The sequence below is a fragment of the Luteimonas pelagia genome (assembly GCF_054776035.1).
On sequence record NZ_BAAHCG010000003.1, the window covers coordinates 327,960 to 342,599 of the forward strand.

Here is a 14,640-nt window from a genome sequence, read left to right on the forward strand (position 1 = left end):
TGATGTCGCCTGAGGTTGTTTCGCCAGCGAGTCCAGCGGCATTGCCGAATGGGAATTGGTACTCGATCTTGCCGGATTCGGAGCCATGACAGTTGCAACTCGCCTCGCAGGCCGCGTCGTTGATTGGAATGACGAGAAGGGATTTGGGTTTGTCACTCCCAATGGAGGAGGCGCACGCGCATTCGTCCACGTCAATGCGTTCCAACGAGGCTCGCGTCGCCCCGTCGATGGCGACCTGATCTCCTACGTTGCAGCGACAGATGCGCGCGGTCGACTGCAAGCGCGGGAGATCCGGCACGCCGGCCAGAAGATCGCGGTTCGTCGCGAGCCGTCGCGCATCCCTCGGGCTGCCATTGGAATCGGGGCCCTTGCTGCGCTTGTCGTGGCCTGGCTAGGCGATTGGCTGCCGACACCCGTACCCGTCGCCTACTTCGCGATGAGCACCGTCACTTTCCTCGCGTATCGATCCGACAAGGCTGCCGCAGGAACCGGCGCGTCGCGCACGCCCGAGAACTTCCTGCACCTGCTCTCATTGCTCTCGGGTTGGCCCGGCGCGCTCATCGCGCAGCAGCAATTCCGGCACAAGACCATCAAGCAGCCTTTCCAGACGATCTTCTGGTTCACGGTGATCTTGAATGTCGTCCCCGTCGGCTATCTGGTGGCTTCCGGCAAGGCGGTGAGTCTCGCAGACGTGTTCGGCGGCTGACTGGCGTGCCGCGAGCTTCTGTTACCCACCTCCGCACCTGGGCCCGCCGCCTCAAGCAGGACGCCCTCACCGTCTACTACGCCGCACGCCACCCAGGCACGCCGTGGGCCGTGCGCGTGCTGGCACTGAGCGTGGCCGCCTACGCAATCAGCCCCATCGACCTCATCCCCGACTTCATCCCGGTGCTCGGCTACCTCGACGACCTGGTGCTGGTGCCGCTCGGCGTGTGGCTGGTGGTGCGGTTGCTGCCCGAGGCGGTGATCCGCGAATCACGCGAGCGCGCGGCGGCAGCCGTCGACCTGCCGGTGGCGCGCACGGCCGCGGTCGTGATCGTCGTCCTGTGGCTTCTGGCAGCCGCGTGGCTGGCGTGGGTCGGCTACGGTTGGTTCCGCGCGTGAGCTTCCAGCGCACGATCCACACCGGGGCACCGATGCAACAGGGGGAACGCCAACTCACGCTGGGCCGGTACATCCGCCGGCGCAATGGGCTGCCGGCCGGCGCGCCGGGCAGCCTGCGCAACATGCTGCACCGGTCGCTGGGCGCGCCCACGTTCGCCGGTTTCTGGCGGTACTGGAACCCGGTGTTCGGTTATGCGCTGGGGCGCTACGTGTTCGCGCCGCTCAAGCGCTGGATGCCCCCGCCGGTGGCCCTGGTCGCCACGTTCGTCGCCTGCGGCGCGCTGCACGACCTGGTGACGATGGCCGCGCGCGGTGCGCCCGCGTTCCTGTTCACGCCGTGGTTCTTCGTGATGGGCCTGGGCGTGTTGCTGGGCAAGGCGGTCGGCCACGACCTCACCGGCCGGCCGTGGGCCGTGCGCGCCGCGTCGAACCTGGCCTACGTCGGCGCGAGCCTGGCGATCGTGCTGGCGGCGCTGTCGTTCGCCGGCTGAGCCTTGCGCGCGTCGCGTATCAGAACCCGTAGCGCAGGAACCCGCCGTCCACGGCGATGCACTCGCCGGTGACATAGCCCGACGCCGGCAGGCACAGGAACGCCACCGCCGCGGCCACTTCCTCCGGCTCGCCCACGCGGCCGAGCGGCGTGCGCAGCAGCACCTCGTCCAGGTAGTCAGGGTCGGCCAGCTTGCTGGAGGTGCGGCGCGTGCGGATGTACCAGGGCGCCACCGCGTTGACGCGCACGCCGTCCTCGGCCCATTCGATGGCGAGGTTGCGGGTGAGCTGGTGCAGCGCGGCCTTGCTCATGCCGTAGGGCGCGCCGGTGCGCACGTGGGTGAGGCCGGACACGCTGCCCACGTTGACCACGCACGAGGCCGGGTGCCGGGTGAGCAGCGGGTGCGCGTAGCGGCTGAGCTCGAAGGCACTGAACAGGTTGACCTCGAAGATCGACCGCCACTCGTCCTCGGTGTAGTCCACCGCCGGCTTGCTCTGGTTGCCGCCGGCGTTGTTGACCAGGATGTGCAGGCCGTCGCCGTGGTCCTCCACCCAGTCGAGGATCTCCCGGCGCTCCTCGGCGTCGGCCACGTCGGCGGCCAGCGCGGCGACGGTGCGACCGGGGAACTCGTCCTCGAGTTCGGCGCGGGTGGATTCCAGCGCGTTGGGTTCGCGCGCCACCAGCATGACGTCGGCGCCGAAGCCCAGCAGCTCGCGCGCGATGGCGCGGCCGATGCCGGCGCTGGCACCGGTCACCAGTGCCCGTTGCCCGTCGAGTCGCCAGCGGTGCGGATCCATGCGTGGCCTGCGTGCGGTGCGGTCCGGCGCGTAGGATAGCCGCCGTGCCCATGGGCCGTGGAGGCGCGTGATGCGGGTCGGACGGACAGGCGTGGCGTGGCGCGGTGCCGGCGTGGCGGTATTGGTGGTCGTGGCGATGGGATTCGCGGGGTGCCGCAAGCCGGAGCCGCCGCCGACCGAACACCCGCCGGAACCGGTGGCCAACGCGGCCACGGACGCGGCGGCGCGGCCGAACCCCGACACGCGGTTGCGCGATGCGATCCAGGCGCCGCAGGACCGGGCCCGCGCCGTCGAGGGCGTGGTGGAAGATGCGGCCGCGCGCCGGCGGGCCGAGGTGGAGGCGCAGACGGGGGCGGATCCGTGAGTCGCGGAGGGCGTGGTTCGCGGGTGCGGTGAGGTTCGCGGGCTTCGCGCGCGTAGGCGCGCTCCTACGGGGGGAGCGACAACCGTTTGCAGGAGCGCGCCTACGCGCGCGATTCGGGAGGCGACCAGCGGCCGCCTCAGAACCCGCAGAAGCAGTACGCCAGCGACGTCACCGGGCGGCCCGGCGCGCGCGACAGCGCGTGCTCGAGGAACTTCAGGTCGTCGCGCGCCTGCGGCGCCAGCGTTTCCACCAGCCCGCGGGCGAGGCCCGACTCGCGCAGCCACGCCGCGCCCACGCGGCTTTCGGCGAAGCGCATGAAGAAGCGCTCGAACGGCGTGCCGCCGCGCTCGATGTAGCGCACCCGGTAGTCGCCGTCCTCCAGCTCCACGCGGCCGGCGGCGTCGGCGATCGCCGTGCGCAGCCCGCCCATGGCGTCGACCAGCCCGCGTTCCTCGGCCTGCGCACCGGACCACACGCGGCCGCGGCCGACCTCGTCCACCTGCGCCGGCGTGCGCTCGCGCGCGTCCGCCACCTTGCCGATGAACTGGCGGTAGCCATGCTCGATCGCGCTCTGCACCACGCTGCCCACCTTCGGGTCGAGCGGACGGGTGATGTCGAACGCGCCGGCAATGGGCGTGGTGCCCACGCCGTCGGTGTGGATGCCGAACTTGTCCAGCGCGCGCGGCACGGTCGGGAACAGGCCGAAGATGCCGATCGAACCGGTGATCGTCGACGGGTCGGCGTAGATGCGGTCGGCGTCCATGCTGATCCAGTAGCCGCCGGACGCGGCGACGTCGCCCATCGACACGACCACGGGCTTGCCCGCCGCCTGCAGCGCGACCACCTCGCGGCGGATCTGCTCGGACGGGAACACCTCGCCGCCGGGCGAGTTCACGCGCAGCACGACGGACTTCACCTGCTCGTCCTCGCGCGCCTCGCGCAGCAGCTGCGAGGTGGACTCGCCGCCGACGGTGCCGGGCGGCTGCTCGCCGGAGGTGATCGCGCCCTCGGCGACGACGACCGCGACCTGCGGGCGCACGTCGGTCGCCACCGGGCGCGCGTGGTGCAGCAGGTAATCGCCCATGTCGACCTGGCGGTAGCCGCCGGGCGCGTCCTCGTCGGCGGTGCCACGCTCGGCGAGCATCGCGTCGATCTCCTCGAGCGTCTTCAGCCCGTCGACCAGCTTCTGGTCGAGCGCGAACTTCGCCAGGTCGCCGCCGGCCGCGGCCACGCCCTGGTCGATGTTCGCGATGCCCGCCTGCAACGCGGCCGGCCGGATCCCGCGCGCGGCGGCCACGTCGGCGAGGTACCGCTGCCACACGTCGTTCATCCAGAACAGGTCGGCTTCCTTTGCCTCGTCGGACGCGGCGTCGAGCACGTAGGGCTCGGCGGCGGACTTGTACTCGCCCACCTTGAACAGGTGCACGTCCACGCCGAGCTTGTCCTCCAGCCCCTCGCGGTAGTACTGGCGGTAGCGCGACAGGCCCTCGAGCACCATGCCGCCCATCGGGTCGAGGTAGACCTCGTCGGCCTGCGCGGCGAGCAGGTACTGGCCCTGGCCGAAGTAGTCGCCGTACGCGACCACCTGCTTGCCCGCCTCGCGCACCTCGCGCACGGCGGCGGCGAGTTCGCGCAGCGAGGCGTGGCCGGACACCATCAGCCGGTCGGTGCGCAGGAACACGCGCTCGATGCGGTCGTCGTCCCTGGCCAGCTCGAACGTGCGCAGCAGGTCGCGCAGCTGCACCTCGGCGATGCCGTCGCCCATCGCGCGGCCGATCGCGCGGCTGATCGGGTCGGAGCTGTACTGCTCCACCAGCCGGCCCTCGGGCGCGACCACCAGCGTGTTGTCGCCAAGCAGCGGCCCCGGCCGGCCGCCGTGCAGCAGCATGGCGACCAGCAGGACCAGCAGCAGCAGGAACAGCAGGTTGAAGACCAGGCGGCGGGTGAAGTTGAGCGTGTCCCACAGCCCGACGGCGACGCGGGCGATGGGGCCGCGGCGGGACGGCTGGTTCATCTGGGGGGTACTCCGGAAATGCAGGGGCGCCATGTGCGCCCATGGCCGACAGCCTAAGCGGTCACCCCGTCGCGGTCATGTCTCGTTGGTCACGGCGACCGTTGGCGGGCGGGGCGGGACCGGCAGCCGGGACAGCCGGTGGAAGCGCCAGCCCAGCAGCGCGGCGGCCATGCTCAGGCCGGCGATCAGGCCGCACCACATGCCCTGCGGCCCCCAGCCCCGGCCGGCCTCCATCGCCAGCCACGCGCCGAAGGGCATGCCCACGCCCCAGTACGCGAGCGCGGTGATGGCCATCGGCCAGGTGGTGTCCTTCAGCCCGCGCAGCGCCCCGGCCGACAGGGCCTGGATGCCGTCCGGGAACTGGAAGGCGGCGGCGAACAGCAGCAGGGTGGCGGCAAGCGACGCGACCGCGGCGTCGTCGGTGTACAGGCCGGCGATGGGGCCGCCGAAGCCGAGCATGACCCCGGCGGTCAGCAGCTGCGTGGCCAGCACGATGACAAGGCCCGCGCGCCCCGCCGCGCGCACGCCGGCCGCATCGCCCCGCCCGGCCGCCCGGCCGATGCGCACGGTGGTGGCCATGGCCACGCCCAGCGGCACCATGAAGGCGAGGCTGGCGACGTTGATCGCCACCTGGTGGGCGGCCACCGCGGTGGTGCCCATGCGCCCGATCAGCAGCGCCGTGGCGACGAACAGGCTGCCCTCCATGAACACCGCCACGCCGATCGGCAGGCCCAGCCGCAGCAGCGCCGCGATCCGCGTCGGGTGCGGCGCCTCCAGGTGCGAGAACAGCGCCAGGTCCGCGAAGCGCGGCGCCAGCCACAGGTAGGCCAGGAACCCGAGCGCCTGCACCCACAGCACCAGCGCGGTGGCGTACCCCAGGCCCGCCGCGCCCATCGCCGGGATGGCCAGGCCGGCCACGGTGCCGCCGAACATGAAGGTCCAGCCCAGCGGCAGCAGCGCGACCACGCCGCCCAGGCCGGCGACCATTGTCGGCAGCGTCCAGGCCATGCCCTCGCTCAGGTAGCGCGCGGCGAAGAACAGCGCCAGCGCCGGGGCGCCCCAGCGGATCGCCATCAGGAAGGCCTCGGCGCCCGGGCGCACGTCGTCGGCGATGCCCATCGCCGCCAGCAGCGGCCCGGACAGGCTCACCAGCCCGAACAGCGCGACGCCCAGCGCGACCGCCAGCCACAGCGCCTGCCGGAACAGCGGCCCGATCTCGCCGCGCCGGTCGGCGCCGTCGAGCTGCGACACCGACGGCGGCACCGCCATCAGCACGCCGATCAGCACCAGGATCACCACCGACCACACCGCGCTGCCGACCGCGACCGCCGCCAGCGTGGTCGCGCCGTGGCGGCCGGCCAGGATGGTGTCGATGAAGGTCATCAGCACCGACGACAGCTGTCCCAGCACCAGCGGCGCGGACAGGATGAGGGTGCGTCGCACCTCGTGGCCGAGGCGCGGCGATGGTGACGTGTCGTGGGGCATGGACGGCGTTCTGCGGCGCGGGGGCGCGGCGGACGGTCTATCTTAAGCAGTCGACGACTCGCGTGGCCCGGGGAATGCCATGGCGGAAACCGAAACCACTCCGGCGGGCGGCGACGCCCCGCCCCCGGCGCCCGCGGCGCCCGAACCGACAGGCCAGGCCTGCCGAAACTGCGGCACGCCGCTGCTCGGCCCGCACTGCTACCGGTGCGGCCAGCCGGTGAAGGGGCTGGTTCGCCACTTCACCAGCATCATCGGCGACTTCTTCGACAGCGTCTTCGACTTCGACTCGCGCACCTTCCGCACGCTCTGGCCGCTGTTCGCGCGGCCCGGCTGGCTGACCTGCGAGTACTTCGAGGGCCGGCGCGTGCGCTACGTCAGCCCGGTGCGGCTGTTCTTCTTCCTGAGCATCGTGACCTTCTTCGTCGCGCAGCTGACGATCGAGGCGAGCAGCGACGGCATCCGGGTCGGCGACGAGAGCATCGCCACCGCGACCACAGAGGCCGACGTGGTGCGCATGCGCGACGCCGCGCTCGCCAGCCTGCGCGAGGCGCGCCCGGAGGCGGAGGAAGAGCCCGGCGCACGCATCGCGCTCGATGCCGCGGAGCGCAACATCAACCGCGAGGCCGAGAAGCGCCTGGCGGAATTGCGCGGCGACCCGCCCCCGGCCGCGGATGACGAGCCATTGGAGATCCGCTTCAACGGCGACCTCTGGGACGCGGAGACCAATCCACTCGAGTTCGCCTGGCTTCCTGCGTTCGCGAACGATTGGCTCAACAGGAACATCGGCCGCGCGCGCGACAACGTGGCCGAGCTGCGGGACGACCCCGAGCGCTTCAAGAACGCGCTGCTGGGCACGATCCCGTCGACGCTGTTCGTGCTGCTTCCGGTGTTCGCGGTGCTGCTGAAGCTGGCCTACGCGTTCAGGCACCGGCTGTACATGGAGCACCTGATCGTCGCGCTGCACAGCCACGCCTTCCTGTGCCTGGCGCTGCTGGGGGTGTTCGTGGTGGTGGCGCTGCGCGACTGGCTGGCGCCGCAGGGCGGCGTGCTGCGCGTCCTGCTGGGTTTCGTCGAGTTCCTGCTGTTCGCTTGGATGCCGGTGTACCTGCTGCTGATGCAGAAGCGCGTCTACCGCCAGGGCTGGCCGATGACGCTGCTCAAGTACGCGCTGCTCGGCACGGCCTACATGGTGCTGCTGGGCTTCGGCGCGCTGGCCACGCTGCTGGTCAGCCTGGTGTGGATGTAGGGGGCGGCATGCCGGATACGGAAGACGGCGCGGGCACGGTGGTGTACGAGGTCGACCTCGCGGTCGACGCCGCCATCGCGGACGACTACCGCGCCTGGCTGGCGGCGCACGTGCGCGAGCTGCTCGCGCTGCCGGGCTTCGTGTCCGCGCGTGTGTTCGAGGTGCGCGACCCGGTGCCCGAGGGCGGCCGCGCCGGCCTGTGCGTGCAGTACGTGCTGCGCGACGCGGCGGCGCTGCAAGGCTACCTGCGCGACCACGCGCCGCGCATGCGCGAAGCCGGCGTGGCGCGGTTCGGTGACCGCTTCAGCGCACGCCGGCGGGTGATGGCGCCGCTCGACTGAGGCCGCGGGCCTGGACGCTCAGGCGCCATCCAGGCGCAGCCGCAGCCACGCCGCGCGGTTGCCGTCCGACGTCGACAGCAGGCCACGGCGCAGTTCCGCGCGTTCGGTGGGCGGGGTGCGCTGCACGAGCACGGCGAGGTCGGCGCGTTCGGCGGGCGACATCGCGCGCAGCACGCGCAGCAGCGGCAGGCGCTCGGCTTCCGGCACCTGCGCCAGCAGCGGTTGCAGCGCGGGATAGTCCGCGCCCACGCGCGGGCCGAGCAGCCAGCCGCGTTGCGCGCTGGCGTCGAGTGCGTCGAACCGCGCGCGCAATGCATCGCGCGTGGATTCGGGCAGCGCATCGAAGCGTGCCGCGGCGCCGCGCACCATCGCCCGGTCCACCGGGTCCAGTTCGCGCCACGCCTGCCAGTGCGCGCGCAGCGTGGCGCGCGTGGCCGGGTCGCGTGCATCCCATTCGGCCATGCGGGCGAGGAACGCCTCGCGCGCGTCGCCGGTCCAGCCGCGCCACTGGCCGGCCCGGGTGCGCAACGCGGCCTGCTCCGCGTCGGGCAGGCGTGCGAGCCAGGGCTCGAGGGCCGGCGCGGCGGCCAGCCCGCCGAGCGCGGTCGCGGCCACGACGAGCAGCGCGGCCGTGGCGGCAAGGCGCGGGCGGCGCGGGCGCATGGGATCAGCGCGGGACATCGACGGTCTCCCCACGGCCGGTGGCGCTTGCGTCGGGACCGGAGCCCTCGCGCGCGCCGGTGGCCGGCGTATCGCCTTCGTCCTCGGCCATCTCTTCACGCACCGCGTCGACGAGGTCCGGCTGCGCCGCGAGCCAGCTGTGGAACGCCAGCGACTCGGCCGCGGCCAGGCCGTCCGGATCGGCGAGCAGGTCGAAGTCGCGGTGGGTGATCGCGGCGAACGGGTCGTCGAACCGGGCCGCCGCGCGCTCCTCGCGCAGGCCGGTCTGTTCGATGTCGTCGACCCCGCCGCGCGCCAGCCACGCCGGCCACAGCCAGGTCGCCGCCAGCGCCGCCATGCACAGCGCGAACAGGATCCAGAGGACGCGGACGGGCCCGCGCCGGGCATCCGCGTCGGCGGGCGATGCCTGCGCGCCCTGCGGCGACAGCGCGACTTCGCGCAGGTGCGCCAGGTGCGCGAGGCGCTCGGCGGGCAGGGTCTTGATGCGGCGATGGACGTGGGCGCGCAACCCGGCCCAGGCGGCCGTGTCGGCGCGACCGTCCGCGTGGTGCGGCAGCGCGCGTCGCAACGCGAGGCGGTAGCTGTTCGGGGCGATCGCCAGCACGTCGGCGGCCTGCGGCGCGTCCAGGCCCGCGGCCAGCCGCAGCAGCAGCGCGGCGCGCGGCCCGGGCGGCACGCGGCCGAGCCAGCCCAGGCCCGACGGCCAGTGCCCGTGCGCCTGGCCATGCCCGTGCCCGGCCCCGCCCCGCCGGAGCGCCGGCGCGGCCAGCAAGAGGGTCCAGAAGCGCGCCGGCCATTCGGCCATTGGCTGGGCCTCGGCCCCGGCCAGGAAGGCCCGCATCGCCGCCGCCAGCGCGGCGTCGCCCGCCATGGCATCCCCTGCCTGCAGCTCCGCCAGCACGGCACCGCGGCGCTCGACCCCGCGCAGGAACGCGGACAGGGCGGGCGGCACGGCGGGCGGGGGGCTGGCGGGGGCGCGCGGCGGGCGGGAACTCATCGGGCGGGATGCATGGCCGCGCCATCATAACGGCGCCTCCGCGCGCTGCCGGGTGACGACGCACCCGCGGATCACAGGCAAACAATTGGCTTGACAAAGCTGAAAAACCTGCTCCCCAAGGCGGCACAAGGCTTCGGCGCCATCCGGTTGTGCACAGCAGTAACCGCGCCGACACATCGGCCCGGCCGTCGGCCGACTTCACCAATGTTTCACCGTGGTTTCACGAACAAGTCGTTGATTCCACTGGAAAACCCCCAGATGGCACTTTTTTGTCCAAGCCGGGAAGGGGCCCGCCGCCATGGCCCATCGGCCCCTCGCGCGCGGCGTCGTGCACAGGCTTATCCACATTTGGTGTGGATAAGGGACAAAGTCCTTTCGTGGCAGCGGTTTGCGCGACGTTCGTCGCACCGGCGGGAGCTATGGATCGCAAGCCGCGATCTTCACGTGTCCCCGCCTCGCTAGACTCGCGCGATGCCCGCAGCCGCCCCCGCTTCCGCCGACCCCGCCATCGGGCCGGTGCTCCAGGTCGCGCTGCCGGTTCCGTTGCCCCATCGCTTCGACTACGCCGCCGCGGCGGACGGGCCGCCGGCGGACGCCGGCTGGATCGGCTGCCGGGTGCGGGTGCCGTTCGGGCCCCGGGTGCTGGTGGGGGTGGTCGCCGGCATCGGCCCCCGCGATCCGGACGCACCGGCGCCGAAGGCCGTCCTGGCCCGGCTGGACGACACGCCCCTGCTCGCCGGCGAACTGCTCGACTCCCTGCGCTGGCTGGCGCGCTACACCCATGCCCCGCTCGGGGAGGTGCTGGCCACCGCCTTGCCCGCGGCCCTGCGCCGTGGCGATCCGGTCCCGGACACCCGGGCCCGTGGCTGGCGCCTGACGGCGGCGGGCCGGGAGGCACTCGATGGCATGCGCCAGGGCCGGCCACGGCAACTGGCGATGCTGCTCGTGGACGGACCCGTCGAGGCCTCGTTGCTCGACGATCGACTGGAGGGCTGGCGCGCCGCCGCGCGGACGCTGGCCGCGCGCGACCTGGCCGAAGCCTGCACGCTGGATGTCGCGGCGCTGTCGCCGGCGCCCGTGCCGGGCCCACCGCCCAACGACGACCAGGCCGCCGCGATCGCCACCGTGGTGGGCGCCGCGGACGGGTTCGCCCCGATCCTCCTCGACGGGGTGACCGGCAGCGGCAAGACCGAGGTGTACCTGCACGCGATCGCCGACTGCCTGGCGCGGGGCAGGCAGGCGCTCGTGCTGGTGCCGGAGATCGGCCTGACGCCGCAGATGCTGTCGCGGTTCCGCGCGCGCTTGGGCGTGCCCGTGCACGCGCTGCATTCGGGCCTGTCGGACGGCGAGCGGGCGCGCACCTGGGCGGCGGCGTGGCGCGGCGAGGCCCGGGTTGTGGTCGGCACGCGCTCGGCGGCGTTCCTGCCCCTGCCCCATGCCGGGCTGGTGGTCATCGACGAGGAACACGACGGAAGCTACAAGCAGCTCGACGGGTTCCGCTACCACGCGCGCGACTTCCTGCTGGTGCGGGCCAAGGCGCTGGGCGTGCCGGTCGTGCTCGGCAGCGCGACACCCTCGCTGGAGACCCTGCACAACGCCCACCTCGGGCGCTACGCGCACCTGCGCCTGCCCCGCCGCGCGGGCGCGGGCACGACGCCGCCGGTGCAGGTGCTCGACGTGCGCAAGCGCCCGCTGCGTGGCGGCCTGTCGCCGGAGGCGGTCGATGCGGTGCGCGCGGCGCTGGGCGCGGGCGGCCAGGTGCTGGTGTTCCGCAACCGGCGCGGCTACGCGCCGGTGCTGCTGTGCCATGACTGCGGCTGGAGCGCGCACTGTCCGCGCTGCAGCACGCCCGAACGCACGATGCCGATGACCGTGCACGCGCACGGGCGCCGGCTGCAGTGCCACCACTGCGGCGCCCGCCGGCCCGCGCCGCCGGCCTGCCCGGACTGCGCCGGGCTGGCGCTGCAGCCGCAGGGCCTGGGCACCGAGCGCATCGAGGCCGAACTCGCGGCCCTGTTCCCGGACGTGCCCGTGCTGCGCATCGACCGCGCGAGCACGCGGCGGCGCGATGCGCTGGCGTCGATGCTCGACACGCTGGGCGATGACCCCGGGATCCTGGTCGGCACGCAGATGCTGGCGAAGGGCCACGACCTGGCGCGGCTGGTGCTGGTGGTCGTCGTCGGCATCGACGAGGGGCTGTTCTCCGCCGACTTCCGCGCCCCGGAGAAGCTGGCCCAGCTGCTGGTGCAGGTCGCCGGCCGCGCCGGCCGGGCGGACCGTCCCGGACGCGTGCTGTTGCAGACGCACCATCCCGAACACCCGCTGCTGCAGGTGCTGGTGCGCGGTGGCTACCACGCGTTCGCGGCGACGGAGCTGGAACTGCGCGAGGCGGCCGGCTTCCCGCCGTTCGCGCACCTCGCGCTGCTGCGCGCGGAGGCGGCGCAGGTGGAACCGGTGCGCGACTTCCTCGAGGCCGCGCGCGCCGTGTTCGACGCCGCGCGCGGCGAGCCGACGCAGGTCGAGCTGCACGGCCCGATGCCCGCGCCGATGCCGCGGCGCGCCGGGCACCACCGCGCCCAATTGCTACTCGGGGCCGCGCAGCGGCCGGCGCTGCAGGGCCTGCTGTCGCGCACGGTGCCGGCGCTGCATGCGCTGCCGGAGGCGCGACGCGTGCGCTGGTCGCTCGACGTCGACCCGACCGACCTCTACTGAGCGCGGGCGCGTCCTTCGCGCCAGGCCCACGCCGCCAGCACGTACAGCGCCAGCGCGATCGCGAGCGTCGCGCGCAGGCCGACCTCGATCGCCAGCAGCAGCGCGCCGATCGCCGCGACCACCGACGCGCAGCCGTTGATGCCCCAGGCCCATGGCACGAACGCGGGCGCCTCGCGTGCCAGCCGCGCGAGCGCCAGCGGGAACGGCATGCCCATCGCGAAGGCCAGCGGCGCGATCGTGGCCAGCCCGGCGACGGCGCGGAGCCATGCGGGCCACGCGCCGCCGATCGACAAGGCGAGCGCGAACGTGCCGACATGCCACACCAGCGCGACCGCGATGCCCGCGACCGCCCATGCGACGGGACGCCCGGCCACGCGCGTGCGTTCGTGCCAGCGCTGCGCGCACAGGCTGCCCAGGCCCGCGAACGCCAGGAAGCCGGCGAGACCGGTGGCGATCGCCAGGATCGGATGCCCGACCAGCAGGCCGAGCCGGCCCAGGCAGGCGATCTCGATGAAGAGGAACGCCAGTCCCAGGCACAGGAAGTAGGTCGCGGCGCGCCATCTCGACACGCCGTGGGCGTCGCCGCGTGGCAGCGCGAGCAGGGGGAGAAGCACCAGCGCGATCGCCAGCGGCAAGGCCTGCGCGAGCGCCGCCAGCAGCAACAGGTAGCCGGAATCCAGCAGCACCGCCGCGCCCTGCCCGCGCAGCCGCCACAGCTCAGGCAGCGTCGACCACTTGAAGAAGTTGCCGAAGTACGGCCGGTCGTCGCGCACGGGTGCGATGTCGAACTTGTACGCGTCGATGTATGCGGCGGCGTCGTTCGACAGCAAGGCACGCGCGCCTTCGCGTTGATCGCCGCCGGCGAAGTGGAACGTGCCGGTCGCCTCCGCCCGCACGCCCGGTGCATGCACGATGTCGAATCCCTCGCGCCCGGCGAACGCCAGCGCGCGCGCCACGTCCGCGGGCGCCAGCGGCTCGCGGCCGACCAGCAGAGTGCCGGCGTCCCAGTTGCGGATCGCCAGCAGGTGGGAGCCGGGGTCGTCGATGCCCGCTTCGCGCAACGCCGCCACCGCTGTGGCGAACAGGCGCAGCGCGTCGCGTGGTGGCTGCTTCTCCCAGCGCGTGGCCACCAGCAGCCCGCCCGGCGCGAGCCGCCCGAGGGCGTCGCCGAACGCCTCCACGGTCTGCGCGTAGTCCTCCGCCACCGCCTGCACCCCCGCGCTGCCGGCGGCCATGGTCCCGCCCGAGGCCAGGACCATGATGTCGTAGCGGCCGTCGTCGGCGCGGACGAAGCCACGCGCATCGGCGACGTGGACCGTGACGCCGGGGGCGTGATAGAGGTCGCCCGCGAACGCGCCGAAGCTGTCGCGCGCGAGCGCCACGATGTTCGCGTCGCGCTCCACCGCATCGACCGTGCGCGCGCCCAGCACGCGGGCCTGCAGCACGTCGCTCCCCGCGCCGGCGCCGAGCACCAGGACGCGCGGCTGCCGTCGCAATGCGTACGGCAACGCGGACACCGTATGCGTGAGGTAGGCAAGCGACGACGGGTCGCCGTGCGCGGTGATCGTGCCCGGCCCGTCGCCATCGACGAACACGCCCAGCTGGGACGCGGGCTCAAGGGTGTTCTGCAGGCTCAGGCCGGGGACGATCCGCAGCGGCACGCGCGGGCTTTCGAGCACCGCCACCCAGCCCTGCGGCCCGTGGCGTTCCGCCACCACGCGCGCGTCCCGCGCCAGCAGCGCCCTGGGAAGTCCCTTGTACGGATTGGTCTCCGGCGCCAGCCCGCCGCGCGCGAACAGCACCGCGACCAGCGCGAGGGCAGCGACCGCGCCGACGCGCACCGTCCACCCGGGCCGCACGAGCAGCGCGGCGAGCGGCGCCAGCGCGATCGCCACCGCCAGCGCACCGTCGACCGGCCACAGCCACGACAGCAGCAGGGCGACGACGGCACCCATCCCCGCGCCAAGCAGGTCCGCGCCATACAGCGCGGGAATGCCGTCGCCATGGCGCGCGAACGCGAGCCCGAAGCAGCCGGCGGCGAAGAAGAACGGCAGGGACAGGCACAGGTAGAGGAGCGCGAGCCAGCCGACCTGGCGCAGGTCCCAGACCAGTTCGAGCCCGTTGAACGGGATCGCACGCGCCAGCGGCAGGCAGGCCGCCGCGGCCACCGCGAACGCGATCGCGCTGGCGGGGAACAGCATCTCGAAACGGCGGACCGCACGGTGGCCCAGCACGCTCAGCACGGTGCCGCTCGCGCCGTGCCCGAGCAGCGCCAGGCTGATGATCACCACCGCGAACGAATGCCAGTGCGCGATCGCCAGCCAACGCATCAGCAGCAACTGGTACGCCAGCGCGGCCATCGAGACCAGGCCGATGGCGCACGCGAGCCGCAGCCGCCCGGCGGTCATC

The 14,640-nt window shown here is 73.5% G+C and carries 13 protein-coding genes; 7 read left to right on the plus strand and 6 right to left on the minus strand.

The genetic code is table 11. The features are described from left to right. The first annotated feature begins 85 nt into the window (after positions 1 to 85). Genes ACYU7H_RS10470 through ACYU7H_RS10480 form a run of 3 tightly spaced genes read left to right on the plus strand, consistent with a single transcriptional unit; the run spans position 86 to position 1,595 of the window. Positions 86 to 706 (plus strand): DUF1294 domain-containing protein, encoded by a 621-nt coding sequence (locus ACYU7H_RS10470; protein WP_460814526.1) that lies wholly within the window; start codon positions 86 to 88, stop codon positions 704 to 706. A 5-nt stretch (positions 707 to 711) separates the two neighbouring features. Next, positions 712 to 1,104 carry a YkvA family protein gene (locus ACYU7H_RS10475; protein ID WP_460814528.1) on the plus strand — a complete coding sequence of 131 codons (393 nt, stop codon included), beginning with the start codon at positions 712 to 714 and terminating at the stop codon, positions 1,102 to 1,104. Further along, positions 1,101 to 1,595: a hypothetical protein gene (locus ACYU7H_RS10480; RefSeq protein ID WP_460814529.1), complete on the plus strand. Its 495-nt coding sequence runs from the start codon at positions 1,101 to 1,103 to the stop codon at positions 1,593 to 1,595. The genes ACYU7H_RS10475 and ACYU7H_RS10480 overlap by 4 nt, the downstream gene beginning before the upstream one ends. 19 nt (positions 1,596 to 1,614) lie before the next feature. Here ACYU7H_RS10480 and ACYU7H_RS10485 read toward each other — a convergent pair whose 3' ends face one another. After that, a complete protein-coding gene (locus ACYU7H_RS10485; protein ID WP_460814531.1) occupies positions 1,615 to 2,391 on the minus strand; it encodes an SDR family oxidoreductase in 777 nt (258 codons plus the stop codon). 91 nt (positions 2,392 to 2,482) lie between these two features. Here ACYU7H_RS10485 and ACYU7H_RS10490 point away from each other — a divergent pair, with 91 nt between their 5' ends. Further along, positions 2,483 to 2,755 carry a hypothetical protein gene (locus ACYU7H_RS10490; protein WP_460814532.1) on the plus strand — a complete coding sequence of 91 codons (273 nt, stop codon included), beginning with the start codon at positions 2,483 to 2,485 and terminating at the stop codon, positions 2,753 to 2,755. A 136-nt stretch (positions 2,756 to 2,891) separates the two neighbouring features. Here ACYU7H_RS10490 and sppA read toward each other — a convergent pair whose 3' ends face one another. After that, entirely contained in the window at positions 2,892 to 4,769 is a 1,878-nt protein-coding gene (sppA, locus tag ACYU7H_RS10495; protein WP_460814534.1) for a signal peptide peptidase SppA, read from the minus strand. A 75-nt stretch (positions 4,770 to 4,844) separates the two neighbouring features. Next, entirely contained in the window at positions 4,845 to 6,254 is a 1,410-nt protein-coding gene (locus ACYU7H_RS10500; protein WP_460814535.1) for an MATE family efflux transporter, read from the minus strand. A 79-nt stretch (positions 6,255 to 6,333) separates the two neighbouring features. Here ACYU7H_RS10500 and ACYU7H_RS10505 point away from each other — a divergent pair, with 79 nt between their 5' ends. Both ACYU7H_RS10505 and ACYU7H_RS10510 read left to right on the plus strand, forming a co-directional pair. Next, positions 6,334 to 7,500 (plus strand): DUF3667 domain-containing protein, encoded by a 1,167-nt coding sequence (locus ACYU7H_RS10505; RefSeq protein ID WP_460814536.1) that lies wholly within the window; start codon positions 6,334 to 6,336, stop codon positions 7,498 to 7,500. A gap of 8 nt (positions 7,501 to 7,508) precedes the next feature. Further along, positions 7,509 to 7,841, plus strand: coding sequence for a DUF4286 family protein (locus ACYU7H_RS10510; RefSeq protein WP_460814538.1), 333 nt, complete (start codon positions 7,509 to 7,511; stop codon positions 7,839 to 7,841). A gap of 18 nt (positions 7,842 to 7,859) precedes the next feature. Here ACYU7H_RS10510 and ACYU7H_RS10515 read toward each other — a convergent pair whose 3' ends face one another. Continuing rightward, positions 7,860 to 8,522 (minus strand): DUF3106 domain-containing protein, encoded by a 663-nt coding sequence (locus ACYU7H_RS10515; protein WP_460814539.1) that lies wholly within the window; start codon positions 8,520 to 8,522, stop codon positions 7,860 to 7,862. Then, on the minus strand, positions 8,509 to 9,519 hold the full coding sequence (locus tag ACYU7H_RS10520) for a hypothetical protein (RefSeq protein WP_460814541.1): 1,011 nt from the start codon (positions 9,517 to 9,519) through the stop codon (positions 8,509 to 8,511). Before ACYU7H_RS10520 ends, ACYU7H_RS10515 begins: the two co-directional genes overlap by 14 nt. A 471-nt stretch (positions 9,520 to 9,990) precedes the next feature. On the opposite strand from ACYU7H_RS10520, the gene ACYU7H_RS10525 reads away from it, so the two are divergent. After that, entirely contained in the window at positions 9,991 to 12,231 is a 2,241-nt protein-coding gene (locus ACYU7H_RS10525; RefSeq protein ID WP_460814542.1) for a primosomal protein N', read from the plus strand. On the opposite strand, the gene ACYU7H_RS10530 is transcribed toward ACYU7H_RS10525, so the two are convergent. After that, the gene (locus ACYU7H_RS10530) at positions 12,225 to 14,639 is read right to left on the minus strand and encodes a hypothetical protein (RefSeq protein ID WP_460814544.1); all 2,415 of its coding nucleotides are present in this window, start codon (positions 14,637 to 14,639) and stop codon (positions 12,225 to 12,227) included. The genes ACYU7H_RS10525 and ACYU7H_RS10530 overlap by 7 nt on opposite strands. Position 14,640 lies beyond the last annotated feature (1 nt).

What these genes read in the sequence shown, in the direction of transcription:
- sppA (WP_460814534.1), bottom strand. Translation starts at nt 4,769, where the DNA reads ATGAACCAGCCGTCCCGCCGCGGCCCCATCGCCCGCGTCGCCGTCGGG.
- ACYU7H_RS10485 (WP_460814531.1), bottom strand. Translation starts at nt 2,391, where the DNA reads ATGGATCCGCACCGCTGGCGACTCGACGGGCAACGGGCACTGGTGACC.
- ACYU7H_RS10525 (WP_460814542.1), top strand. Translation starts at nt 9,991, where the DNA reads ATGCCCGCAGCCGCCCCCGCTTCCGCCGACCCCGCCATCGGGCCGGTG.
- ACYU7H_RS10530 (WP_460814544.1), bottom strand. Translation starts at nt 14,639, where the DNA reads ATGACCGCCGGGCGGCTGCGGCTCGCGTGCGCCATCGGCCTGGTCTCG.
- ACYU7H_RS10500 (WP_460814535.1), bottom strand. Translation starts at nt 6,254, where the DNA reads ATGCCCCACGACACGTCACCATCGCCGCGCCTCGGCCACGAGGTGCGA.
- ACYU7H_RS10505 (WP_460814536.1), top strand. Translation starts at nt 6,334, where the DNA reads ATGGCGGAAACCGAAACCACTCCGGCGGGCGGCGACGCCCCGCCCCCG.
- ACYU7H_RS10520 (WP_460814541.1), bottom strand. Translation starts at nt 9,519, where the DNA reads ATGAGTTCCCGCCCGCCGCGCGCCCCCGCCAGCCCCCCGCCCGCCGTG.
- ACYU7H_RS10515 (WP_460814539.1), bottom strand. Translation starts at nt 8,522, where the DNA reads ATGTCCCGCGCTGATCCCATGCGCCCGCGCCGCCCGCGCCTTGCCGCC.
- ACYU7H_RS10510 (WP_460814538.1), top strand. Translation starts at nt 7,509, where the DNA reads ATGCCGGATACGGAAGACGGCGCGGGCACGGTGGTGTACGAGGTCGAC.
- ACYU7H_RS10470 (WP_460814526.1), top strand. Translation starts at nt 86, where the DNA reads ATGACAGTTGCAACTCGCCTCGCAGGCCGCGTCGTTGATTGGAATGAC.